This is a genomic window from Streptomyces sp. NPDC029292 (genome assembly GCF_055569295.1).
This window is the reverse complement of the sequence record NZ_JBVHXR010000001.1, coordinates 458,158-480,071: the sequence shown is the minus strand read 5'-3', so window position 1 is coordinate 480,071 and position 21,914 is coordinate 458,158. Positions and strand designations below refer to the sequence as shown.

Sequence of the window (21,914 nt, the reverse complement as noted above, 5' to 3'; positions counted from 1 at the left end):
CGGCCGAGCCCCCCGCGACCCCCCCCGAAGACGCTTAGTCCCCACCACCACGACCCTGATGGTGTCCCCCCCCCCCCCCCCCCCCCCCCCCCCCCCCCCCCCCCCCCCCCCCCCCCCTCCGCCCCCCCCCCCCCCCCCCCCCCCCCCCCCCCCCCTCCCGCGCGCATCCCCAGGCGACCGTGACGCCCGCACCGCCATGACCGTAGTGGTGCACCAACACCCGCCCGTCCGGCAGCACTTCGCGCTCCAGCCGGACCCTGTCACGCACCGGCCGCAGTCCGACGAGGTGGTCGAGCACACGCGCCCCGGCGATCTGCGGGCGCAGTGCGGTGCACCGCTCGACGATCTCCGCCGCCACCACCGGGTCGGGCGTCGGCGACCAGTCGTCGTCATCCGTCGTGCCGCCCAGGATCAGCCGGTCCGGATGCGGGAAGACGTACGTCGTCGTGCCGGCGACCGAGTCGGTCGACACGATCCAGCCGCGGACGCCCGGGTTCTCCACGATCACCAGCTGCCCGCGCACGGGCCGTACGGCCGGATCGGGTACCAGCTCGCGGGCGCCGAGCCCCGTGCAGTTGACGACGACCGGCGCCGCGGCCTCCGCGAGGTCCGTCACCGTACGCGCCTCGATCGTTCCCCCCGCCCGCAGGAACCGTTCGCGCAGCCACCGCAGATACACCGGCATGTCGATCAGCGGCAGCCGCGCCCACAGCCCCGCCGTCCCCGGGTACTCCGCGGCCGTCGCCACCCGCAGCCCCGGCACCCGGGCGGCCCAGGGACCCTGCTCGTCCAGCCGGGACTCGCCCATTACGCCCTCGACCACGCGTACGCCCGTCTCCTCGGGCCGCGCCGCCAACTCCTCGTACACGGAGAGTGATTCCAGGGCCCATTCGCCGGCGAGCGCCTCCGGCTCGATGCGGTACGGCCACCACAGCGCGCCGGCAACCGCCGAGGTGGTCCGCTCGGCGGGCTCCCGCGTCCACACCCGTACGCGCCTGCCGCTCTCGGCCAGGACAACGGCCGTCGTCAGGCCGATGACACCGCTGCCGACCACGATCACATCACCGCTGCGAGCACTCTTCACGCGGGGACGTTAGCGGAATGTGTCATGCCGTGGTCACATCACTCCCACTCTGGGGATACTCACAGCATGTCTGCCGAGTACGCGACCTTCGGCCTGGCACCGGCGATGCGTGCCGGTGGAGTCCTCGCCAACGGTGACTACCAAGTGCACCGGGATTTCGTGGACTTCATCGTCGACGGGCGCCCGCTGCTGTTCCAGCTCTCCGACCTCGACGCGGTGTCCCCGCTCGCCTCCGACGTACCGCCCGCGATCTTCACCGCCCAGGTACGCAGCCTCCTTCTGGAAGCCGACGCTCCGCTCGACGGCGGCCGGTACGTCATCTACGGCTGCCCCGAGTGCGAGGGCCTCGAATGCGGTGCCGTCACCGCGGTCATCGAGAAGGCCGGCGACGACTATGTGTGGCGCGACTTCGCCTGGCAGACCGACGAACGGGTCGATCTGGAGCTCAACGGCTACCACGGCATCGGCCCCTTCCGCTTCCACGGCGCCGAGTACCGCAGTGCGCTGAACTCCCTGCTCAGCGGCGATTCCGAACCCCGCCGCCGGGTCCTGCTCATCGGCGCCCGCGTCGCCCTGCTCGCCAAGCTGGCCGCCGCCCTGCGCACCATCGGCATCGGCGCCGACATCGCGCACGACGCCACGGACGTCCCGGCCGACGAACTGCGCACGTACGGCGCGGTGGCGTTCGGGCGGGCCGTCGGTGAGGAGGAACGTGCCGCCGTACGGCAGTCCTTCGAGCGCGCCGGAGTCGACGTCGCGTACATCGAAGGGCTCGCCCCGATCATTCCGCTCCTCGTCGCCCAGATCGAGCACGCCCTCGACCGCAGCCCCCAGGAGCTGCGCCGAATCACACGCCTGGTCGCCGCCGACGGCGAGGCGGGCGTCGAGGTCACCTCCACGTGCCGGGTCCAGCTGACCGCGTACCGCCTCGACCGCCTCTTCCGCACCCACGAGCACGAGGTCTTCGACGGGATCCTGGAGGCGGGCCGCCACCGGGTCGCGCTGGACGCCAAGGCCGTGAAGGGGGAGTCCTTCATCGTGGCGCGGACGTCGGGGAGTGTGCTGGTGGAGGCGATGGCCCACTGAACAGAGCCCACTGAAAACCGAGGCGCTGTCCGGGAGGCCGGGCCGTTAGGATCGGCCTCCTGATGACTGCCACTCTCGTCGCCAAGAATCTCGCCGCCGGACACGGCGACCGCTCGCTCTTCTCCGGGCTCGACCTCGTCGTCGCGCCCGGCGATGTGATCGGGCTCGTCGGTGCCAATGGCGCGGGCAAGTCCACGCTGCTGCGGCTGCTCGCCGGTCTCCTCACGCCCGAGGAGGGGGAGCTGCGGCTGTCCCCGCCGTCCGCGACCGTCGGGCATCTGCCGCAGGAGCCGGAGCGCAGGGAGGGCGAGACCGTACGGGAATTCCTCGCGCGCCGCACGGGTGTGGCCGAGGCCCAGCGGGTGATGGACGAGGCGACGCAGGCGCTGGTCGACGGGGCGCCGGGCGCGGACGACGCGTACGCGGAGAGCCTGGAGCGCTGGCTCGACCTCGGCGGCGCCGACCTCGACGAGCGCGCCGAGGAGGTCGCCGACTCGCTCGGGCTCGCGGTCGACCTCGATCAGCCGATGACGGCGCTGTCCGGCGGCCAGGCGGCCCGCGCGGGACTCGCCTCGCTCCTCCTCTCCCGCTACGACGTGTTCCTGCTCGACGAGCCCACCAATGACCTGGACCTGGACGGCCTGGAGCGCCTCGAGCGCTTTGTTTCCGGCCTGCGCGCGGGCACGGTCGTCGTCAGCCACGACCGCGAGTTCCTCACCCGCACCGTCACCAAGGTGCTCGAACTCGATCTTGCGCAGCAGCAGATCACCCTGTACGGCGGCGGGTACGAGGCGTACCTGGAGGAGCGCGACACCGCGCGCCGGCACGCCCGCGAAGACTACGAGGAGTACGCCGACAAGCGGTCCGCGCTCGAAGGCCGGGCCCAGATGCAGCGCTCCTGGATGGACAAGGGCGTGAAGAACGCCCGGCGCAAGGCGAACAACGACAACGACAAGATCGGCCGCAAGTTCCGCAGCGAGGCCAGTGAGAAGCAGGCCGCGAAGGCCCGGCAGACCCAGCGCATGATCGAACGGCTGGACGTCGTCGACGAGCCGCGCAAGGAGTGGGAGCTGCACATGGAGATCGCGGCGGCGCCGCGGTCGGGCGCGGTCGTCGCCACCCTCCGGGACGCGGAGGTGCGGCGCGGCGACTACACCTTCGGCCCGGCGACGCTGCAGATCGACTGGGCGGACCGGGTGGCCGTCACCGGCGCGAACGGCGCGGGCAAGTCGACCCTCCTGGGCGCGCTGCTCGGCCGCGTCCCCCTGGACGCCGGCCATGCCGCCCTCGGCTCCGGCGTGGTCGTCGGCGAGGTCGACCAGGCCCGCAAGCTCTTCCACGGCTCCGAGGCCCTGCTGGACGCCTTCTGCGCGGCCGTCCCCGACACCGAGCCGGTCGAGGTCCGCACCCTCCTCGCCAAGTTCGGCCTCAAGTCGGAACATGTGCTGCGCCCTGCGGCGACCCTCTCACCGGGCGAGCGCACCCGGTCCGCGTTGGCCCTGTTGCAGGGCCGAGGCGTCAATCTCCTCGTTCTGGACGAGCCGACGAACCACCTCGACCTTCCGGCGATCGAGCAACTGGAATCGGCGCTCGATTCCTACGAGGGCACGCTGCTCCTGGTCACCCACGACCGCCGGATGCTGGACGCGGTCCACACGACCCGCCGCCTGGAGGTGGCGGACGGCAAGGTGACGGAGCTGCCCTAGCCGGGGGCGCCAGGCGCCCCCGGGGCCGGGTGCCCTGTCACCAAGGCCCCGGCACCGGACGCCGAACGTCAGCTCCGACCCCGCTTGGGGTCGACCAGCCCCGCACGCCGCAGCGCATCCGCCATCGCACTGTTGGCGGGCGGCGGCGCCTGACGCGAACCGCCACCGGCACCGCCACCACCCCCACCGCCCCCGCGGCCCTGGCGCTGCTGCTGCCCCCGCTGCTGCGGCGGCCGTCCCCCGCGCTGGGGGCGCCCGCCACCCTCCGGAGCCGGGGCTGCCGCCTCGTCGTCAAGCCGCAGCGTCAGCGAGATCCGCTTCCGCGGGATGTCGATGTCCAGGACCTTCACCTTGACGATGTCACCGGGCTTGACGACGTCCCGCGGGTCCTTGACGAAGGTCTTGGACATCGCGGAGACGTGCACGAGCCCGTCCTGGTGGACGCCGACGTCCACGAAGGCGCCGAAGGCGGCCACGTTCGTCACGACGCCCTCCAGCACCATCCCGGACGCCAGGTCGGCGATCTTCTCGACACCCTCCTTGAAGGTGGCCGTCTTGAAGGCGGGCCGGGGGTCGCGCCCGGGCTTCTCCAGCTCCTTCAGGATGTCCGTGACGGTCGGCAGACCGAATGTCTCGTCGACGAATTCAGTCGGCTTCAGCGAGCGCAGCACACCGGTGTTGCCGATCAGGGAGGCGACCGCGCTGCCCGCCGTCTTCACCATGCGCCGCACCACGGGGTACGCCTCGGGGTGCACGCTGGACGCGTCCAGCGGGTCGTCCCCGCCCCGGATCCGCAGGAAGCCCGCACACTGTTCGTACGCCTTCGGGCCGAGCCGGGCCACGGCCTTGAGGGCGGTACGGGACCGGAAGGGCCCGTTGGCGTCGCGGTGGGACACGATGTTCTCGGCGAGCCCGGAGGTGATGCCGGAGACGCGGGAGAGCAGTGGCGCCGACGCCGTGTTCACGTCCACGCCCACGCCGTTCACACAGTCCTCGACGACCGCGTCGAGGGAGCGGGAGAGCTTCACCTCGGACAAGTCGTGCTGGTACTGGCCGACGCCGATGGACTTCGGGTCGATCTTCACCAGCTCGGCGAGGGGGTCCTGGAGCCGGCGCGCGATGGAGACGGCGCCGCGCAGCGACACGTCCATGTCGGGCAGCTCCTGCGAGGCGAACGCGGACGCCGAATACACGGACGCCCCCGCCTCGGACACCATCACCGGGGTGAGCTTCAACTCCGGGTGCTTGGTGATGAGTTCACCGGCGAGCTTGTCGGTCTCGCGGGACGCCGTGCCGTTGCCGATCGCGATCAGCTCGACCGCGTGCTCCTTGGCGAGCCGCGCGAGCTTGGCGATCGCTTCGTCCCACTTGTTGGCCGGGACGTGCGGGTAGATGACGTCCGTCGCGACGACCTTGCCGGTCGCGTCGACCACGGCGACCTTCACACCCGTACGGAAACCGGGGTCGAGGCCCAGCGTCGCGCGGGTGCCCGCCGGGGCGGCGAGCAGCAGGTCCCGCAGGTTCGCCGCGAACACGTTGACCGCCTCGTCCTCGGCGGCTGTCCGCAGCCTGAGGCGCAGGTCGATGCCGAGGTGCACGAGGATGCGGGTCCGCCAGGCCCAACGGACCGTGTCCGTGAGCCACTTGTCGGCGGGACGGCCGCGGTCGGCGATCTGGAAGCGGTGGGCGACGATCCCCTCGTACGAGGACGGGCCGGGCTGCTCGGAGGGCTCCTCCGGCTCCAGGACGAGGTCGAGGACCTCCTCCTTCTCGCCGCGCAGCAGGGCGAGGACGCGGTGCGAGGGCAACTCCTTGAAGGGCTCGGCGAAGTCGAAGTAGTCGGAGAACTTGGCGCCCGCCTCCTCCTTGCCGTCCCGCACCTTGGCGGCGAGCCGCCCCCGCACCCACATGCGCTCGCGCAGCTCGCCGATCAGGTCGGCGTCCTCCGAGAACCGCTCGGTGAGGATCGACCGGGCGCCGTCCAGCGCGGCCTGCGGATCGGCGACGCCCTTGTCGGCGTCGACGAAGGCCGCCGCCGCGGCGAGCGGATCGACCGACGGGTCGCCCAGCAGCCCCTCGGCCAGCGGCTCCAGACCCGCCTCGCGCGCGATCTGCGCCTTGGTGCGCCGCTTCGGCTTGAACGGCAGATAGATGTCCTCAAGGCGCGCCTTCGTCTCGGCGCCCCTGATCTGCGCCTCGACCTCGGCGGTGAGCTTGCCCTGCTCACGCACCGATTCGAGGATCGCCGTGCGCCGCTCCTCCAGCTCCCGCAGATAGCGCAGCCGCTCCTCGAGGGTGCGCAGCTGCGCATCGTCGAGCATCTCGGTCGCTTCCTTGCGGTAGCGGGCGATGAAGGGCACCGTCGAACCGCCGTCGAGCAAGTCGACGGCGGCCTTGACCTGCCGCTCCCGTACGCCGAGCTCCTCGGCGATCCTGCCTTCGATGGACCCTACGAGGGGTGTCGTCACGATCCCGTACCGCCTTCTCCACTGAGGTTGCGCGGCAATTGTGGCAGGTGGCACCGACAACGGGGGACCAGGGCACCGCTCGGCGGTGTCAGCTCTTGCCGACCATGCCCTCCGGGAAGGCCCCGGCGGCGAACGCCGTCATCAGTAGCCCCTTCGCCAGCTCCGTGAGCCGCTCCACGCCCGCGGCGCCCAGATGCTCGTACGGTGCGCGGTCCAGCCGGTCCGTCGCCGCCTCGATCTCCTGGCGCAGGGCCACACCGGCCTCGGTCAACTCGCCCTCCGCGTCGAGCAGTCCACGCTCCCGCAGTCGCCCGACGGCCGCCTCCCAGTCCGCACGCGCCCAGCCGCGCGTCCCCAGCGCCCACTTCGGGGCCATGCCCTTGCCGGTCGCGGTGTGGCTCACCAGGGCCTCGACCGGGTCGAGTTCCGCGTCGAGCAGCACCGCCAGATGGCCGTCGCCGCGGTGCTCGCGCAGCAGGGTGGCCGCGTGCCAGAGCGCGAGGTGCGGCGCGTCGGGCACCGGGAGGTCGGCGTGGGCGGCGTACAGCGGGCGCGCGGTCCTGCCGCAGGCCTCGGTCGCCCGCAGGGCGAGCTCCGCCGCCTCGGCCACTTCCTTGGAGGCGATGACGTCCTCGCCGAGCAGCCGCCGCAGCGTCGCGTCCACGGCCCGCGCGCGTGCCGCGAGCACGGTCTCGGGAGAGGCGGTCCGCCACACCTCGGGCACGTGCTGCGCCACCAGCTCGTGGCGGAAGTTGTAGAACGTCGCTGTCACCGTGCCCGCGCCCACCGCTCCCATCGCCGCGGCCCGCACCGCGAAGTACGCGGCCCTGCTGTCCTCGATCCCCTCCGCGGACAGCTCCCGCCCCAGGTCGGGCGAGAAGTAGTGCGTCGAGTGCAGCGGGTTGAGGACGTTGTGGCAGCGCCGCCCGGCGCGCTCCGGCAGCGGAGGCAGTGGAGTGGTCATGCACGGCACATTACCGACTGGTCGGTACGTCGGGAACCGGGGAACCTCGGATGGCAGGAAAGGTGGGGTACTCGTCGTTGCGGCCATCACCCAGGCCGCGAAGAATCGTGGGTATGCGAACCGTCCTGGTCGTCCTCTTCGACGATGTGCAGAGCCTCGACGTCACCGGCCCCGTGGAGGTCTTCGCGGGCGCCGAGGTCCACCGCGGCGGCTCGTACCGGATCCGCACCGCCTCCCTGGACGGCGCGCCGGTGCGCACCTCCAGCGGCCTGACCCTCGTCCCGGACCACGCGCTCGCCGACGTACCCACCCCGCACACCCTGCTCGTCCCCGGCGGTCCGGGCACCCGGCGCCCGGACCCCCGGCTGACCGACTGGCTGCGCGAGCACGGCCCGCGCACCGAGCGCCTGGTCTCCGTCTGCACCGGCGCCTTCCTGCTCGCGGCGGCGGGCCTCCTGGACGGGCGCCTCGCCACGACCCACTGGGCATACTGCGACAGGCTCGCCCGCGACCATCCGGCGGCCGAGATCGACCCGGACCCCATCTACGTACGCGACGGCCGTGTCTCCACCTCGGCCGGTGTCACCGCCGGAATCGACCTGGCCCTCGCCCTCGTCGAGGAGGACCTGGGCCGCGAGGTCGCGCTCACCGTCGCCCGGTACCTGGTCGTCTTCCTCCGACGCCCCGGCAACCAGGCCCAGTTCAGCGCCCAGCTCGCCGCACAGACCGCCCAGCGTGAGCCCCTGCGCGAGGTCCAGCAATGGATCACCGAGCACCCCGCGGACGACCTGTCCGTCGAATCCCTCGCCGCCCGCGCCCGCCTCTCGCCCCGCCACTTCGCCCGCGCCTTCCAGACCGAGACCGGCATGACGCCCGGCCGCTTTGTCGAGCGGGTCCGCCTCGAACACGCCCGGCGCCTCCTGGAGGACACCGCCGACGGCATCGAGGAGATCTCCCGCGCCTGCGGCTACGGCACCCCGGAGGCGATGCGCCGCGCCTTCGTCAAGACGCTCGGCTCGGCACCGGCCGAATACCGGCGCCGGTTCCGGCCCGCGATCACCCACTGAAAGGGAACGCCATGCAGATCGCCATCGTCCTCTTTGACCGCTTCACCGCCCTGGACGCCGTGGGCCCGTACGAGACCCTCGGCCGTCTGTCCGACGCGGAGACCGTCTTCGTCGCCGAGCGCACCGGTCCTGTCCGCACCGACACCGGCAATCTGGCGCTGATGGCCGACAAGACCCTGGCCGAGGTGCCGCACCCGGACATCGTGGTGGTCCCGGGTGGTCCGGGCCAGTCCACGCAGATGGAGAACGAGGTCCTCCTGGACTGGCTGCGGGCCGCCGACACCACCAGCGTCTGGACGACCTCGGTATGCACCGGTTCCCTGCTGCTGGCCGCCGCCGGGCTCCTCGAAGGCCGCCGGGCCACCTCCCACTGGCTGGCCCTCGACGCCCTCAAGCAATACGGTGCCGAGCCGACGGGGGAGCGGGTCGTCTTCGACGGCAAGTACGTCACCGCGGCCGGTGTCTCGTCCGGCATCGACATGGGGCTCACCCTGCTGGGCCGGATCGCGGGCGACGAACACGCCCAGGCCATACAGCTGTTGACGGAGTACGACCCGCAACCGCCCTACGACGCCGGATCCCCGCAGAAGGCGCCCGCGCACCTCGTCGAGGAGTTCCGCGGCAAGAGCCGCTTCATCCTGACGTAGTCCAGGTAAAGCGTGACGGCCGGCGCTCCAGGAAAGCGGCGACCCCCTCCGCGGTGTCGCCGCTGCCGCGCGCCTGCTCCGCCCAGTACGCGTCCCGGTCCGTGCGCCCGTTCGCGAACTCCTTGGCCGCCGCCTGTGTCAGCAGCGATCGCGTGGCCAGGACGCGCGTGAACTCCCCGACGCGCTTGTCGAGTCCGCCCTCGGGCAGCACCTCGTCCACCAGGCCCGTGCGCAGCGCCCGCTCCGTGTCGATCAACTCGCCGGAAAACAGCAGGTACTTGGCGGTCGCGGGTCCCACCAGCGACACCAGCCGCCGTGTGGAGGAGGCCGGGTAGACGATCCCCAGCTTCGCCGGGGTCACCCCGAACAGCGCCCCCTCCTCCGCGAACCGCAGATCGCAGGCCGCCGCGAGCTGGGACCCGCCGCCCACGCAGTACCCGCGGACCGCCGCGAGCGTCGGCTTCGGGAACGCGGCGAGGGCCTCCTCGGCGAGCACGGCAAGGCCCTGCGCCTCGTCGGGCGACCCCCGCAGCGTCGAGATGTCGGCCCCGGCGCAGAACGTCTCGCCCTCACCGGTCAGCACCAGCGCGTGGACGCCGGCGTCGGCGGCCAACGCGTCGAGCAGGGGTGGCAGCGCCCGCCACATCCCCGCCGTCATGGCGTTGCGCTTGGCCGGGTGGTGGATGACGACGGTGGCGACTCCGTCGCCGACACTGTGCAGCAGCTGCGGCTCCATACGCCGGATGCTATCCGCACCCGTCGAACGTACGATCAAGAAGGGGCCGGCGCGAGGAGGCGCTGATGGCCAGGTCGAGGACGGCCAAGCCGAAGGACGGAACCGCTCAGCTCACCCGCAGTTCCGGCTGGCTCGCGGCGCTCGGCCTGATCGCCACGGGGTACGGCGGGTGGCGCGTCGTGGGCATGGTCTCGGAGCGCCTCACGGAGGACGGGACCGGCGGGACCGCATCGGGCGAGCCCGGCACCAAACCCGTACAACCCGAATAGTTCGCGAAGTCGGCACAACGGGGACAGGACCAGTCTCACAACTGACCGTGTCATACGCCGACGATCAGAAGGCGTCGATAGTCGCTGACTTCTGTTCAGTCATTCGGTACGGACCGCGCATTGCCAACACTCGACGTGTGGTGACAATCGAGCGCAAGGGTGGCGACCGGACGATGGACAACCTCGGGCGGGGTTCCGACCCGAGCCCTGAAAGCGGCAACGACGTGCCTCCCGACCGGAGACCGCCGGGCCCGCTGCCCTACGAGGGGGTGTGGCGGTTCACCGCTCCCGCCATCGACGCCTCGGTGCCGCAGGCGCGGCATGCCGTCCGTGATCTGCTGGTCCGCCAGGGGGTGCCCGTCTCGGACGACCTCGTCCAGGGGCTCCTGCTGATCGTCTCCGAACTGGTCACCAACGCCGTCAGACACGCGGTTCTCCTGTCGCCGATGCTCGCCGTGGAGGTCGCCGTCGGCGCCGAGTGGGTGCGCGTCTCCGTGGAGGACAACCACCCTTACCGCCCGACCGCCCTGGAGGCCGACCACGGGCAGACCGGTGGCCGGGGCCTGCTGCTGGTGCGGGAAGTCACCAGGGAGTCGGGCGGGGTGTGCGACGTCGAGCACACGGCGAGCGGCGGCAAGGTGATCTGGGCCGCCCTGCCGCTCACTCCCAGCGTCGTGTGACGGGACGGGCTGTCACCAGCCCGCGGACGGGCCCGTCAGCTCCCTGACCGCCGGACGGGCCGCGTCGAGCACGGTCATGAACCACGACGAGAAGGTGTCCTTCGCGTGCCGCTCCGCCAGCTCGGCGGCGGTCACGAACGCCGTCGAGCCGACCTCCTCCGGGTCGGGCCGCAGCGGCGACTGCACCATGCCGACGAAGAGGTGGTTGTACTCCTGCTCCACCAGGCCCGAGTCCGGGTCCGGGTGGTTGTAGCGGACCGTGCCCGCCTCGGCGAGCAGCGACGGGGAGATCCCGAGCTCCTCGTACGTCCGCCGGGCCGCCGCCGCGAAGGGCGCCTCGCCGGGGTAGGGGTGGCCGCAGCAGGTGTTGGACCAGACACCGGGGGAGTGGTACTTGCCAAGCGCGCGCTGCTGGAGCAGCAGCCGGCCGCGCTCGTCGAAGAGGAACACGGAGAACGCGCGGTGCAGCTGCCCGGGGGCCTGATGGGCGGCGAGCTTCTCCGCCGTGCCGATCGTATTGCCGTCCTCGTCGACCAGCTCCAGCAAGATCGCTTCAACGGTGCCGTTCGACGAACTGTGCGTCGCGGTGGCAGGTGTGATCGGCATACCCATCCTTCGCATCGGTCTTCGAGCCCCAAGTCTGCCGTACGAAACCGGCACTCCCGGCACTTCGCGCCTCCCCGCATGTCCCGCTCCGGGCGCCCGGAGCGGGACATGCGGCCGACATGCGTCAGACGCCGAAAGCGGCCGGATACCTGATCGTGCCCGGTGCCACGGACGAGGAACCGTCCAGGACAAGGGCCATCAGGTGTTCGGACGGCACGTCGAATCCGGGCCGGATGCCGTACCGCGAAGCGGGCAAGAAGCCGAACCTCGGGTAGTACCGGGGATGCCCGAGTACCAGGACGAGCCGCTCCGCGCGTGCGCGTGCCGCCTCCAGCACCGCGCGTACGACGGCCGATCCGGCGCCCCTGCGCTGATACTCCGGACGTACGGCGACAGGCGCCAGCGCGGCCGCGGGCGCGTCGTCGACATGGCAGCGGGTGATCAGCGCGTACGACGCCACGGTGCCGTCCGGCGCCTCGGCGACGTACGACAGGTCCGGCAGCCACGCGTCCGGGTCGACGCGCAGCGCGTCGACCAGATCGGCCTCCGCCGCCCTCTCGAACGCGGCGGCCGTCAGGGCGTACACCTCGCCGCGGTCGGCGGAGGTCTCCCGGCGGGTGCGCCAGTCAGTGATGTGTTCAGCGTTGTCGGTCAACGTGGAAACCCTTGGATGAGGGGCCCGGCCGACGCATGGATGAGCTGCGGGTCAGCCTCGGGCCCGGAACATGGGGACGACTGTGTCGCTGCGCGCGGCAGCGCCGAAAGCGACCGTCATCAACCCACCTCCTCGACTCGCCGGCCACGGTAACAGCGGGCGCCACGGCCCCGCCTCCGCATTACGCGACCCTCGCGCTCCGCATCGGAGTCGCAACGGAGTCGCATCGGAGTCAATGGCAGAGCTTCGCCTCGTGCTCCGCGTGCCCGCTCGGCTCCAGCTGGAACGTGCAGTGCTCGACGTCGAAGTGGTCACCGAGGCAGCCCTGGAGTTCGTGGAGCATCTTCTCGTGGCCGATCGCGTTCAGGACGTCGGAGCTGACGACCACGTGGGCGGAGAGGACCGGCATCCCGGATGTGATGGTCCAGGCGTGCAGGTCGTGCATGTCCTCGACGCCCTCGAGGGCCAGGATGTGCGCGCGCACCTCGGCCATGTCGACGCCCTTGGGAGCCGCCTCCAGCAGCACGTTGAGGGTCTCCCGGAGCAGCTTCCAGGTGCGCGGGACGATCATCAGGCTGATCAGGATCGAGGCGATCGGGTCCGCGGCCTGCCAGCCTGTGATCATGATCACCGCCGCGGCGATGATGACCGCCGTCGAACCCAGCGCGTCCGCCACCACCTCAAGGAAGGCGCCGCGCACGTTCAGGCTGTCCTTCTGGCCGCGCATGAGCAGCGTGAGCGAGATCGTGTTCGCGACCAGACCGATCAGACCGAACACGATCGTCAGACCGCCCTGAGTGTCGGCGGGTGTCACGAAGCGCTGGATCGCCTCGTACAGCACATAGCCGCCGACGCCGAGGAGCAGCAGGCAGTTGGCGAGCGCGGCGAGGATCTCGGCGCGCGCGTACCCGAACGTGCGGGTCTCGCTGGGCGGGCGGTTCGCGAAGTGGATCGCGAACAGCGCCATGCCCAGGCCCAGCGCGTCCGTCGCCATGTGCGCCGCGTCCGCGATGAGCGCGAGCGAATCGGCGGTGAGACCGCCGACGATCTCGACCACCATGACGGTGAGCGTGATCGACAGCGCGACGCGCAGCCTGCCGCGGTACGCCGCTGCCGCCGTACCGGTGGCGGGTGCGCCGTGCGCATGCCCGTGATCGTGCCCAGCCCCCATGAAAAGCCGCCTCCTGTGCTCTGCTCGGGATCACAGTGAACTACGGGCGGGGGGTATCGGGCAACGCGGCATTGAACACCGTTGTCATATGCTCTGACCTGCGGAAACAATCCGCAGGTCAGAGCGTGATCAAGATCGTTAATCCTGTGTTCGAGGGTGGTGCAGCAGCCAGCCCTGCCACGCCGACTCGACCATCTCGCGCACCCCGCGCCGCGCGCTCCAGCCCAGCTCCTGCCCGGCCAGCGCCGCCGAGGCGACCGCGCGCGGCGCGTCACCGGGGCGGCGCGGCTCGACGATCGGTTGCCGGGTGTCTGCGCTGACCTCGCCGATGAGCGTCAGGAGCTCGCGTACCGAAACCCCTTCGCCGCGGCCGATGTTCACCGTCAGATCGCCCGTCGCGCCCTCGGCCAGCCGCCGGGCCGCCGCGAGATGCGCCTCGGCGAGGTCGGCGACGTGGATGTAGTCGCGGACGCAGGTGCCGTCGGGCGTCGGATAGTCGTCGCCGAAGATCCGCGGGGCCTCGTCGCGGGTGAGGCGGTCGAAGACCATCGGGATCACGTTGAACACCCCGGTGTCGGCCAGCTCCGGTGTGGCCGCGCCCGCCACGTTGAAGTAGCGCAGGCACACGGTCGCGATGCCGTGCGCCCGGCCCGCCGCCCGCACCAGCCACTCCCCGGCGAGCTTCGTCTCGCCGTACGGGCTCATCGGGACACAGGGGGTGTCCTCCGTGATGAGGTCCACATCCGGGTTGCCGTAGACGGCCGCGGAGGAGGAGAAGAGGAACCGCTTGATGCCCGCTCCGGCCACCGCCTCCAGGAGCGTCGCGAGACCGCCCACGTTCTCCTGGTAGTAGCGCGTCGGCTGGGCCACGGACTCACCGACCTGCTTGCGCGCGGCGAGATGCACCACACCCGTCACCGCGTGCTCCGCGAAGATCCGCTTGAGCAGATCCCCGTCCAGCGACGAGCCCTGCACCAGCGGAATGCTCTCCGGAAGCCGGTTCGGCACCCCTGACGAGAGGTCGTCGAGGGCGACGACGCGCTCCCCGGCCTCCGCCATCGCCCGCGCCACGTGGGCCCCGATGTATCCGGCTCCGCCTGTGATCAGCCATGTCATGGACGCCCACCCTATGCCGGTCCGGTTGCCGGTCCGACCTGTGCCGCTTCCGGGGCGCTCCCATGCCGTCCCGGTGGCGCCGTTGTGCCGCTCCGGGCCGGTGTGCGGCGGGCCGTGCGCCATGCCGAGAATGCGCCGGTCTGGGAACACGGTTTGTGGCGCGGGCCCCGGATCCCTGATGATGATCGCGGCGGAGGCCATGCAAAACCGGCTGGATCGGGCCATGAACGGGTGGTGAACGCCCGCTTCCATTCATCCGATAGCCTCTGCCGACATGCCGCCCGGCCGGGCCCTGACGCCGGCCAGGGCCATCCCACCACGCACATGTCCGGCGCGAGGCCGCGTCGGCACCCAGGGAGTGAGTTCGCTGTCGACCGCCATCCTCACCGGCCAGCCGGTCCCCGGATCGTCGCTCGAAGGCGATCTGCGGTCGCTCGGCTTCGACGTGCGGCTCGCCACCGACGCCGGTGACGCCGAGACGCTCCTGGCCGCCATACCGGCGAGCCAGCGGGTCGCCGTCGTCGACGCCCGCTTCGTGGGGCACCCGCACGCACTGCGCCTCGGCCTCACGGACCCCCGGTTCCCGGCCTCCGCGCTGCCCGGCGCCGTATCGGTGCAGCCCGAGGCCCGCCGCGCGCTGACCCGGGCCGTGGCCCGCGAGAGCTCCGCCACCGGCGGCCTCGCCGTCGCCACCGACAACCTCGCCGAGCGCATCACCGCGGCCCTCGACGCGGACGGCGTCGCCGTGCACCGCCCCGAACTCGGCACGCTCGTCGCCGCGGTCCCGACCGACCCGCAGGAACGCAACGAGGCCCGGCAGGCCGTCTCGGCCGTGGACGACGAGGCGGTACGACTGCGCAGCGCCGTGAAGGCCCGCGACGGCTTCTTCACCACGTACTGCATCAGCCCGTACTCCCGCTACATCGCCCGCTGGTGCGCCCGCCGCGGCCTGACCCCGAACCAGGTCACCACCGCCTCCCTGCTCACCGCCCTGATCGCCGCGGGCTGCGCCGCCACCGGCACCCGCGCCGGCTTCGTCGCGGCCGGCCTGCTGCTCCTGTTCTCCTTCGTCCTGGACTGCACGGACGGGCAGCTGGCCCGCTACTCCTTGCAGTACTCGACGCTCGGCGCCTGGCTGGACGCGACCTTCGACCGCGCCAAGGAGTACGCCTACTACGCGGGCCTCGCCCTCGGAGCGGCCCGCGGCGGCGACGACGTATGGGCGCTCGCCCTCGGCGCGATGATCCTGCAGACCTGCCGGCACGTCGTCGACTTCTCCTTCAACGAGGCGAACCACGACGCCACCGCCAACACCAGTCCCACCGCGGCCCTCTCGGACAAGCTCGACAGCGTCGGCTGGACGGTCTGGGTGCGCCGGATGATAGTCCTGCCCATCGGCGAACGATGGGCGATGATCGCCGTCCTCACGGCGCTGACGACCCCGCGGATCACCTTCTACGCGCTGCTCATCGGCTGCGCCTTCGCGGCGACGTACACCACGGCCGGCCGCGTGCTGCGTTCGCTGACGCGCAAGGCGCGGCGCACGGACCGCGCCGCCCAGGCGCTCGCCGACCTCACCGACTCCGGCCCGCTCGCCGAGTTCCTCACCCTCCCCCACGCTCGGCTTCGCTCGCGCGGGGGGACCCCCACCACGCGTGGCGTCGTGAGCCGCGGTCCCGCGTACGTCGCCTTCATATCCGGCGTCCTCGTGGTCCTCGGCGCGGCGCTCGCCCCGTACGGCAGCTGGTGGCCCGTCCTGGGCGCGGTGATCTACGTACTCCTGTCGCCCGTGGCGCTTGCGCGGCCCCTCAAGGGCGCTCTCGACTGGCTGGTCCCCCCCTTCTTCCGCGCCGCCGAATACCTCACCGTTCTGGTACTGGCTGCCAAAGCCGACGTGAACGGAGCGCTTCCTGCGGCTTTCGGCCTGGTGGCCGCGGTCGCCTACCATCACTACGACACGGTGTACCGCATCCGCGGCAACGCCGGCGCGCCCCCGCACTGGCTGGTGCGGGCGATCGGCGGGCACGAAGGCAGGACGCTGCTGGTCACCGTCCTGGCCGCGCTGCTGACCGCCACACAGTTCAAGGTCGCGCTCACGGCGCTCGCCGTGGCCGTAGCCCTGCTGGTGCTCGTCGAGAGCATCCGCTTCTGGGTGTCCTCCGGGGCGCCCGCCGTACACGATGAAGGAGAACCCGCATGATCGGCCTTGTGCTGGCGGCCGGCGCCGGACGGCGTCTGCGCCCCTACACCGACAGCCTCCCCAAGGCTCTCGTGCCGGTTGGTCCCGCGGGCATAGAGGACAGCATCACGGTCCTGGACCTGACCCTCGGCAACTTCGCCGAGATCGGCCTGACCGAGGTCGGCATCATCGTCGGCTACCGCAAGGAAGCCGTGTACGACCGCAAGGCGGCCCTTGAGGAGAAGTACGGCCTCAAGATCACGCTCATCGACAACGACAAGGCCGAGGAGTGGAACAACGCCTACTCCCTGTGGTGCGGCCGTGACGCCCTCAAGGACGGCGTGATCCTCGCCAACGGCGACACCGTCCACCCGGTCTCCGTGGAGCACACGCTGCTCGCCGCCCGCGGTGACGGCAAGAAGATCATCCTCGCCCTCGACACGGTGAAGAACCTCGCCGACGAGGAGATGAAGGTCGTCGTGCACCCCGACAAGGGCGTCCAGAAGATCACCAAGCTGATGGAGCCCGCCGAGGCCACCGGCGAGTACATCGGGGTCACCCTCATCGAGGGCGACGCCGCCGCCGACCTGGCCGACGCCCTGAAGACGGTGTGGGAGACGGACCCGCAGCAGTTCTACGAGCACGGCTACCAGGAGCTCGTCAACCGCGGCTTCAAGATCGATGTGGCCCCGATCGGCGACGTCAAGTGGGTCGAGATCGACAATCACGACGACCTCGCCAAGGGACGGGAGATCGCGTGCCAGTACTGACGAGGCTCATCCCCTCGCCGGTCGTCGTCGACATCCGTCCGGGTGCCCTGGACGACCTGGCCTGTGTGCTCGCCGACGAGCGCATCTCGCACTCCGGCAAGCTGGCCGTCGCGGTCAGCGGCGGCTCCGGCGCCAAGCTGCGCGAGCGGCTCGAGCCGACTCTGCCCGGCGCCACCTGGTACGAGGTCGGCGGTGGCACCCTGGACGACGCGATCCGGCTGGCCGGCGAGATGAAGGCCGGTCACTACGACGCGGTCGTCGGCCTCGGCGGCGGCAAGATCATCGACTGCGCCAAGTTCGCCGCGGCGCGCATCGGCCTGCCCCTGGTCGCCGTACCGACGAACCTCGCGCACGACGGCCTGTGCTCGCCGGTGGCGACGCTGGACAACGATGCGGGCCGCGGTTCCTACGGCGTCCCGAACCCGATAGCTGCCATCATCGACCTCGACGTCATTCGCGAGGCCCCGGTGCGTTTCGTGCGCGCGGGAATCGGCGACGCGATCTCCAACATCAACGCGATCGCCGACTGGGAGCTCGCCAACCGCGTCAAGGGGGAGAAGATCGACGGGCTCGCCGCCGCCATGGCCCGCCAGGCCGGCGAGGCGGTGCTCCGGCACCCGGGCGGCGTCGGGGACAACGGCTTCCTCCAGGTGCTCGCCGAGGCGCTGGTCCTCACCGGCATCGCGATGTCGATCTCGGGCGACTCGCGCCCCGCCTCGGGGTCCTGCCACGAGATCAACCACGCCTTCGACCTGCTGTACCCCAAGCGCGCCGCGAGCCACGGCGAGCAGTGCGGCCTGGGCGCGGCCTTCGCCATGTTCCTGCGCGGAGCCCACGAGGAGTCGGCGTACATGGCTGAGGTGCTGCGACGGCACGGGCTGCCGGTGCTCCCGGAGGAGATCGGCTTCACCGTCGACGAGTTCGTCCGGGCCGTGGACTTCGCTCCTCAGACCCGCCCCGGCCGCTACACGATCCTCGAACACCTCGACCTCAAGACCGACCAGATCAAGGACATCTACGCCGACTATGTCAAGGCCATCGGTAGCTGAACTCCGCCCGGTCGTGCACCCCGCAGGGGTCAAGGACCGGCGCAGCGGTGAGCACTGGATGGGACGCCTCTACATGCGTGAGGTGTCCCTGCGGGTCGACCGCTATCTGGTGAACACCAGGGTCACGCCCAACCAGCTCACGTACCTGATGACCCTCTTCGGCGTTCTCGCGGCCCCGGCCCTGCTGGTGCCGGGGATCGCGGGCGCCGTACTCGGTGTGCTGATGGTCCAGCTCTATCTGCTGCTCGACTGTGTCGACGGCGAGATCGCGCGCTGGAAGAAGCAGTTCTCGCTCGGCGGGGTCTACCTGGACCGGGTCGGTGCCTATCTGACCGACGCCGCGGTACTCGTCGGCTTCGGCCTGCGCGCCGCCGATCTGTGGGGTTCCGGGCAGATCGACTGGCTCTGGGCCTTCCTCGGCACCCTGGCGGCCCTCGGCGCCATCCTGATCAAGGCGGAGACCGACCTCGTCGGCGTCGCCCGCCACCAGGGCGGGCTGCCGCCGGTCAAGGAGTCGGCGTCCGAGCCGCGCTCGTCCGGCGTCGCGCTGGCCCGTAGGGCCGCCGCGGCGCTGAAGTTCCACCGGCTGGTGCTCGGGATCGAGGCGTCCCTGCTGATCCTGGTCCTGGCGATCCTGGACGCGGTGCGGGGCGACCTGTTCTTCACCCGCCTCGGCGTCGCGGTGCTGGCCGGCATCGCGCTCCTGCAGACCGTGCTGCACCTCGTGTCCATCCTCGCCTCCAGCAGGCTGAAGTGAGTGCCTCGATGAAGGTCGGCGCGGTGATCATCACCATGGGCAACCGACCCGAGGAACTCCGAGCCCTGCTGGACTCCGTCGCCAAGCAGGACGGCGACCGGGTCGAGGTGATCGTGGTCGGCAACGGCTCGCCCGTCCCGGACGTCCCCGAAGGCGTCCGCACCGTCGAGCTGCCCGAGAACCTCGGCATCCCCGGCGGCCGCAACGTCGGCATCGAGGCCTTCGGCACCGGCGGCACCGACGTGGACGTCCTCCTCTTCCTGGACGACGACGGCCTCCTGGCGACCCACGACACCGCCGAGCTGTGCCGCCAGGCCTTCGCGGCCGACCCGGAACTCGGCATCATCAGCTTCCGCATCGCCGACCCCGAGACCGGCGAGACCCAGCGCCGCCACGTCCCGCGGCTGCGCGCCGCCGACCCGATGCGCTCCTCGCGCGTCACGACCTTCCTCGGCGGCGCCAACGCGGTCCGTACGAAGGTCTTCGCCGAGGTCGGCGGACTCCCGGACGCGTTCTTCTACGCCCACGAGGAAACCGACCTGGCATGGCGGGCCCTCGACGCGGGCTGGATGATCGACTACCGGTCGGACATGGTGCTGTACCACCCCACGACCACCCCTTCGCGGCACGCGGTCTACCACCGCATGGTGGCCCGCAACCGCGTCTGGCTCGCGCGCCGAAACCTTCCGGCGCCGCTCGTCCCCGTCTACCTCGGCGTCTGGATGCTCCTGACGCTGGTCCGCCGCCCCTCGGGACCGGCCCTGAAGGCGTGGTTCGGCGGCTTCAAGGAGGGGTGGTCCAGCTCGTGCGGACCCAGGCGTCCCATGAAGTGGCGTACGGTGTGGCGGCTGACTCGACTGGGCCGACCTCCCGTCATCTGACAAGCTCGTTCTGAGAGCATTCGTGGCCGTACACCGGTCCCCGGCTCATGCCTAGCCCGACCAGGCTGTGCGCATCTTGAAGACGAAAGTTTCCACTTGTGAGTGAGACAACGCATGACGGCGGAGTCGCGGTGAGCGACCGACCGTCGCCCGACGAAGGGCTCTCCGCGGCCGAGCTGGCCGCCAAGTACGGGCTCGCGGTGAGCGGCGCCCGGCCCGGACTCGCCGCATACGTTCGTCAGCTGTGGGGGCGGCGGCACTTCATCCTCGCCTTCTCGCAGGCGAAGCTCACCGCCCAGTACAGCCAGGCCAAGCTGGGCCAGCTGTGGCAGGTCGCGACCCCGCTGCTGAACGCGGGCGTCTACTACCTGATCTTCGGCCTGATCCTGAAGGCCAGCCGGGGCATGTCGATGGACGTGTACATCCCGTTCCTGGTCACGGGCGTCTTCGTCTTCACCTTCACGCAGAGCTCGATCATGGCCGGCGTCCGCGCGATCTCCGGCAACCTGGGGCTGGTGCGCGCCCTGCACTTCCCGCGTGCCTCGCTGCCCATCTCCTTCGCGCTCCAGCAGCTCCAGCAACTGCTCTTCTCGATGATCGTGCTGTTCGTGGTGGCGATCGCCTTCGGCAGCTACCCGGGCCCGTCGTGGCTGCTGATCTTCCCGGTGCTGGTGCTTCAGTTCCTCTTCAACACGGGCCTTGCGCTGATCGTGGCCCGGCTGGGCTCCAAGACTCCGGACCTCGCCCAGCTGATGCCGTTCATCCTGCGCACGTGGATGTACGCGTCCGGTGTCATGTTCTCCATCAGCACCATGCTCGCCGGGCGTCCGGAGTGGATCGTCCGCGCGCTGCAGGTGAACCCGGCCGCGATCTACATGGACCTGATGCGCTTCGCGCTCATCGACGACTACGGCTCCGCCCACCTGCCGCCGCACGTCTGGGGCATCGCCGTCTTCTGGGCCGTGCTCGTGGCCGTCGGCGGGTTCGTGTACTTCTGGAAGGCGGAAGAGAGGTACGGCCGTGGCTGAGCAGACATCCCACATCCCCACCGTCATCGCGGACGAGCTGCACATCGTCTACCGCGTCAACGGCGCCAAGACCGGCAAGGGCAGCGCCACCTCCGCCCTCAGCCGCATCCTCAAGCGCGGCGAGGAGCGCGGCGTCCGCAAGGTGCACGCGGTCAGGGGCGTCTCCTTCACCGCGTACCGCGGCGAGGCCATCGGCCTGATCGGTTCGAACGGCTCCGGCAAGTCCACCCTCCTGCGCGCCATCGCGGGCCTGCTGCCCGCCGAGAAGGGCAAGGTCTACACCGACGGCCAGCCCTCGCTGCTCGGCGTCAACGCGGCCCTGATGAACGATCTGACGGGCGAGCGGAACGTCATATTGGGCGGGCTCGCGATGGGCATGACCCGTGACGAGATCAAGGCGCGCTACCAGGAGATCGTCGACTTCTCGGGCATCAACGAGAAGGGGGACTTCATCACCCTCCCCATGCGCACCTACTCGTCCGGCATGGCGGCCCGCCTGCGCTTCTCCATCGCCGCGGCCAAGGACCACGACGTCCTGATGATCGACGAGGCCCTGGCCACCGGCGACCGCAAGTTCCAGAAGCGCTCCGAGGCCCGCATCCGCGAGCTGCGCAAGGAGGCCGGCACGGTGTTTCTGGTCAGTCACAACAACAAGTCGATCCGCGACACCTGCGACCGCGTGCTGTGGCTGGAGCGCGGTGAGCTGCGCATGGACGGCCCGACCGAAGAGGTCCTCAAGGAGTACGAGAAGTTCACGGGCAAGTAGCCCATTTCGCCCAGGGCCCTGCCGGAACTCTTCGGCGGGGCCCTGCGTCTGCAAAGGAAACGCCAACTCCGGCTGGCCTTAGGAATCTTGACGCCAATCGGTGTGTTGTTGTGATGTGCAGGACACCCCGACGGAGCGCGCCGCGTTGTACAACGTAAGCTGTACCGGTGCTGATTCGCGGCAAGTGGGGCGATAATGCGCGACACCCGGCACCGGCGCGCCGCGCGGA

At 71.0% G+C, this 21,914-nt stretch carries 21 protein-coding genes; 13 read left to right on the top strand and 8 right to left on the bottom strand.

Features of this window, described 5'->3' with window-relative positions:
- Positions 1 to 34: 34 nt before the first annotated feature.
- Positions 35 to 1,084, bottom strand: a complete 1,050-nt coding sequence (locus ACZ4WS_RS02240) for an FAD-dependent oxidoreductase (RefSeq protein WP_467976330.1) — start codon at positions 1,082 to 1,084, stop codon at positions 35 to 37.
- 66 nt (positions 1,085 to 1,150) lie between these two features.
- Between ACZ4WS_RS02240 and ACZ4WS_RS02235 the strand changes: the two genes are divergently transcribed.
- The gene (locus tag ACZ4WS_RS02235) at positions 1,151 to 2,170 is read left to right on the top strand and encodes an oxidoreductase (protein ID WP_467976328.1); all 1,020 of its coding nucleotides are present in this window, start codon (positions 1,151 to 1,153) and stop codon (positions 2,168 to 2,170) included.
- A gap of 62 nt (positions 2,171 to 2,232) precedes the next feature.
- On the top strand, positions 2,233 to 3,876 hold the full coding sequence (locus ACZ4WS_RS02230; RefSeq protein ID WP_467976327.1) for an ABC-F family ATP-binding cassette domain-containing protein: 1,644 nt from the start codon (positions 2,233 to 2,235) through the stop codon (positions 3,874 to 3,876).
- A 68-nt stretch (positions 3,877 to 3,944) separates the two neighbouring features.
- Here the strand turns inward: ACZ4WS_RS02230 and ACZ4WS_RS02225 are convergent, their stop codons facing one another.
- Together ACZ4WS_RS02225 and ACZ4WS_RS02220 are read right to left on the bottom strand one after the other, a co-directional pair.
- Positions 3,945 to 6,344 carry a Tex family protein gene (locus tag ACZ4WS_RS02225; protein WP_467976325.1) on the bottom strand — a complete coding sequence of 800 codons (2,400 nt, stop codon included), beginning with the start codon at positions 6,342 to 6,344 and terminating at the stop codon, positions 3,945 to 3,947.
- Between the two features lie 88 nt (positions 6,345 to 6,432).
- Complete coding sequence (locus ACZ4WS_RS02220) at positions 6,433 to 7,308, bottom strand: SCO6745 family protein (protein ID WP_467976323.1); 876 nt, start codon at positions 7,306 to 7,308, stop codon at positions 6,433 to 6,435.
- A gap of 113 nt (positions 7,309 to 7,421) precedes the next feature.
- On the opposite strand from ACZ4WS_RS02220, the gene ACZ4WS_RS02215 reads away from it, so the two are divergent.
- Both ACZ4WS_RS02215 and ACZ4WS_RS02210 read left to right on the top strand, forming a co-directional pair.
- Entirely contained in the window at positions 7,422 to 8,375 is a 954-nt protein-coding gene (locus tag ACZ4WS_RS02215; protein WP_467976322.1) for a GlxA family transcriptional regulator, read from the top strand.
- A gap of 11 nt (positions 8,376 to 8,386) precedes the next feature.
- Positions 8,387 to 9,022, top strand: coding sequence for a DJ-1/PfpI family protein (locus tag ACZ4WS_RS02210; protein ID WP_467976320.1), 636 nt, complete (start codon positions 8,387 to 8,389; stop codon positions 9,020 to 9,022).
- On the opposite strand, the gene ACZ4WS_RS02205 is transcribed toward ACZ4WS_RS02210, so the two are convergent.
- Positions 9,009 to 9,758: an enoyl-CoA hydratase/isomerase family protein gene (locus tag ACZ4WS_RS02205; RefSeq protein WP_467976318.1), complete on the bottom strand. Its 750-nt coding sequence runs from the start codon at positions 9,756 to 9,758 to the stop codon at positions 9,009 to 9,011. The genes ACZ4WS_RS02210 and ACZ4WS_RS02205 overlap by 14 nt on opposite strands.
- 65 nt (positions 9,759 to 9,823) lie before the next feature.
- Here ACZ4WS_RS02205 and ACZ4WS_RS02200 point away from each other — a divergent pair, with 65 nt between their 5' ends.
- Both ACZ4WS_RS02200 and ACZ4WS_RS02195 read left to right on the top strand, forming a co-directional pair.
- Positions 9,824 to 10,027: a hypothetical protein gene (locus ACZ4WS_RS02200; RefSeq protein WP_467976317.1), complete on the top strand. Its 204-nt coding sequence runs from the start codon at positions 9,824 to 9,826 to the stop codon at positions 10,025 to 10,027.
- A 173-nt stretch (positions 10,028 to 10,200) separates the two neighbouring features.
- Positions 10,201 to 10,707: an ATP-binding protein gene (locus ACZ4WS_RS02195; protein ID WP_467977142.1), complete on the top strand. Its 507-nt coding sequence runs from the start codon at positions 10,201 to 10,203 to the stop codon at positions 10,705 to 10,707.
- A gap of 12 nt (positions 10,708 to 10,719) precedes the next feature.
- Here ACZ4WS_RS02195 and idi read toward each other — a convergent pair whose 3' ends face one another.
- From idi to galE, 4 genes are all read right to left on the bottom strand, one after another.
- Complete coding sequence (idi, locus tag ACZ4WS_RS02190) at positions 10,720 to 11,313, bottom strand: isopentenyl-diphosphate Delta-isomerase (RefSeq protein WP_467976315.1); 594 nt, start codon at positions 11,311 to 11,313, stop codon at positions 10,720 to 10,722.
- Positions 11,314 to 11,437: 124 nt separating this feature from the next.
- Positions 11,438 to 11,968: a GNAT family N-acetyltransferase gene (locus ACZ4WS_RS02185; protein WP_467976314.1), complete on the bottom strand. Its 531-nt coding sequence runs from the start codon at positions 11,966 to 11,968 to the stop codon at positions 11,438 to 11,440.
- A 232-nt stretch (positions 11,969 to 12,200) separates the two neighbouring features.
- A complete protein-coding gene (locus ACZ4WS_RS02180; RefSeq protein WP_467976312.1) occupies positions 12,201 to 13,139 on the bottom strand; it encodes a cation diffusion facilitator family transporter in 939 nt (312 codons plus the stop codon).
- 138 nt (positions 13,140 to 13,277) lie between these two features.
- Positions 13,278 to 14,255, bottom strand: a complete 978-nt coding sequence (gene galE / locus ACZ4WS_RS02175) for a UDP-glucose 4-epimerase GalE (RefSeq protein WP_467976310.1) — start codon at positions 14,253 to 14,255, stop codon at positions 13,278 to 13,280.
- A 367-nt stretch (positions 14,256 to 14,622) separates the two neighbouring features.
- On the opposite strand from galE, the gene ACZ4WS_RS02170 reads away from it, so the two are divergent.
- From ACZ4WS_RS02170 to ACZ4WS_RS02140, 7 genes are all read left to right on the top strand, one after another.
- Positions 14,623 to 16,455, top strand: coding sequence for a DUF5941 domain-containing protein (locus tag ACZ4WS_RS02170; protein WP_467977140.1), 1,833 nt, complete (start codon positions 14,623 to 14,625; stop codon positions 16,453 to 16,455).
- Positions 16,452 to 17,204, top strand: a complete 753-nt coding sequence (locus tag ACZ4WS_RS02165) for a phosphocholine cytidylyltransferase family protein (RefSeq protein WP_467976309.1) — start codon at positions 16,452 to 16,454, stop codon at positions 17,202 to 17,204. Before ACZ4WS_RS02170 ends, ACZ4WS_RS02165 begins: the two co-directional genes overlap by 4 nt.
- Positions 17,192 to 18,253, top strand: a complete 1,062-nt coding sequence (locus tag ACZ4WS_RS02160; RefSeq protein WP_467976308.1) for an iron-containing alcohol dehydrogenase family protein — start codon at positions 17,192 to 17,194, stop codon at positions 18,251 to 18,253. The genes ACZ4WS_RS02165 and ACZ4WS_RS02160 overlap by 13 nt, the downstream gene beginning before the upstream one ends.
- A complete protein-coding gene (locus ACZ4WS_RS02155) occupies positions 18,231 to 19,010 on the top strand; it encodes a CDP-alcohol phosphatidyltransferase family protein (RefSeq protein WP_467976306.1) in 780 nt (259 codons plus the stop codon). Before ACZ4WS_RS02160 ends, ACZ4WS_RS02155 begins: the two co-directional genes overlap by 23 nt.
- Positions 19,007 to 19,891 carry a glycosyltransferase family 2 protein gene (locus ACZ4WS_RS02150; RefSeq protein ID WP_467976304.1) on the top strand — a complete coding sequence of 295 codons (885 nt, stop codon included), beginning with the start codon at positions 19,007 to 19,009 and terminating at the stop codon, positions 19,889 to 19,891. Before ACZ4WS_RS02155 ends, ACZ4WS_RS02150 begins: the two co-directional genes overlap by 4 nt.
- Before the next feature lie 98 nt (positions 19,892 to 19,989).
- Positions 19,990 to 20,919: an ABC transporter permease gene (locus ACZ4WS_RS02145; protein WP_467976303.1), complete on the top strand. Its 930-nt coding sequence runs from the start codon at positions 19,990 to 19,992 to the stop codon at positions 20,917 to 20,919.
- Positions 20,912 to 21,685 (top strand): ABC transporter ATP-binding protein, encoded by a 774-nt coding sequence (locus ACZ4WS_RS02140; protein ID WP_467976302.1) that lies wholly within the window; start codon positions 20,912 to 20,914, stop codon positions 21,683 to 21,685. Before ACZ4WS_RS02145 ends, ACZ4WS_RS02140 begins: the two co-directional genes overlap by 8 nt.
- The last annotated feature ends 229 nt before the right edge of the window (positions 21,686 to 21,914 follow it).

Bases quoted from the DNA above. Each gene is read 5' to 3' on its own strand.
- ACZ4WS_RS02235 (WP_467976328.1), top strand. From the start codon at position 1,151: ATGTCTGCCGAGTACGCGACCTTCGGCCTGGCACCGGCGATGCGTGCC.
- ACZ4WS_RS02230 (WP_467976327.1), top strand. From the start codon at position 2,233: ATGACTGCCACTCTCGTCGCCAAGAATCTCGCCGCCGGACACGGCGAC.
- ACZ4WS_RS02220 (WP_467976323.1), bottom strand. From the start codon at position 7,308: ATGACCACTCCACTGCCTCCGCTGCCGGAGCGCGCCGGGCGGCGCTGC.
- ACZ4WS_RS02215 (WP_467976322.1), top strand. From the start codon at position 7,422: ATGCGAACCGTCCTGGTCGTCCTCTTCGACGATGTGCAGAGCCTCGAC.
- ACZ4WS_RS02210 (WP_467976320.1), top strand. From the start codon at position 8,387: ATGCAGATCGCCATCGTCCTCTTTGACCGCTTCACCGCCCTGGACGCC.
- ACZ4WS_RS02205 (WP_467976318.1), bottom strand. From the start codon at position 9,758: ATGGAGCCGCAGCTGCTGCACAGTGTCGGCGACGGAGTCGCCACCGTC.
- ACZ4WS_RS02200 (WP_467976317.1), top strand. From the start codon at position 9,824: ATGGCCAGGTCGAGGACGGCCAAGCCGAAGGACGGAACCGCTCAGCTC.
- ACZ4WS_RS02195 (WP_467977142.1), top strand. From the start codon at position 10,201: ATGGACAACCTCGGGCGGGGTTCCGACCCGAGCCCTGAAAGCGGCAAC.
- idi (WP_467976315.1), bottom strand. From the start codon at position 11,313: ATGCCGATCACACCTGCCACCGCGACGCACAGTTCGTCGAACGGCACC.
- ACZ4WS_RS02180 (WP_467976312.1), bottom strand. From the start codon at position 13,139: ATGGGGGCTGGGCACGATCACGGGCATGCGCACGGCGCACCCGCCACC.
- galE (WP_467976310.1), bottom strand. From the start codon at position 14,255: ATGACATGGCTGATCACAGGCGGAGCCGGATACATCGGGGCCCACGTG.
- ACZ4WS_RS02165 (WP_467976309.1), top strand. From the start codon at position 16,452: ATGATCGGCCTTGTGCTGGCGGCCGGCGCCGGACGGCGTCTGCGCCCC.
- ACZ4WS_RS02155 (WP_467976306.1), top strand. From the start codon at position 18,231: ATGTCAAGGCCATCGGTAGCTGAACTCCGCCCGGTCGTGCACCCCGCA.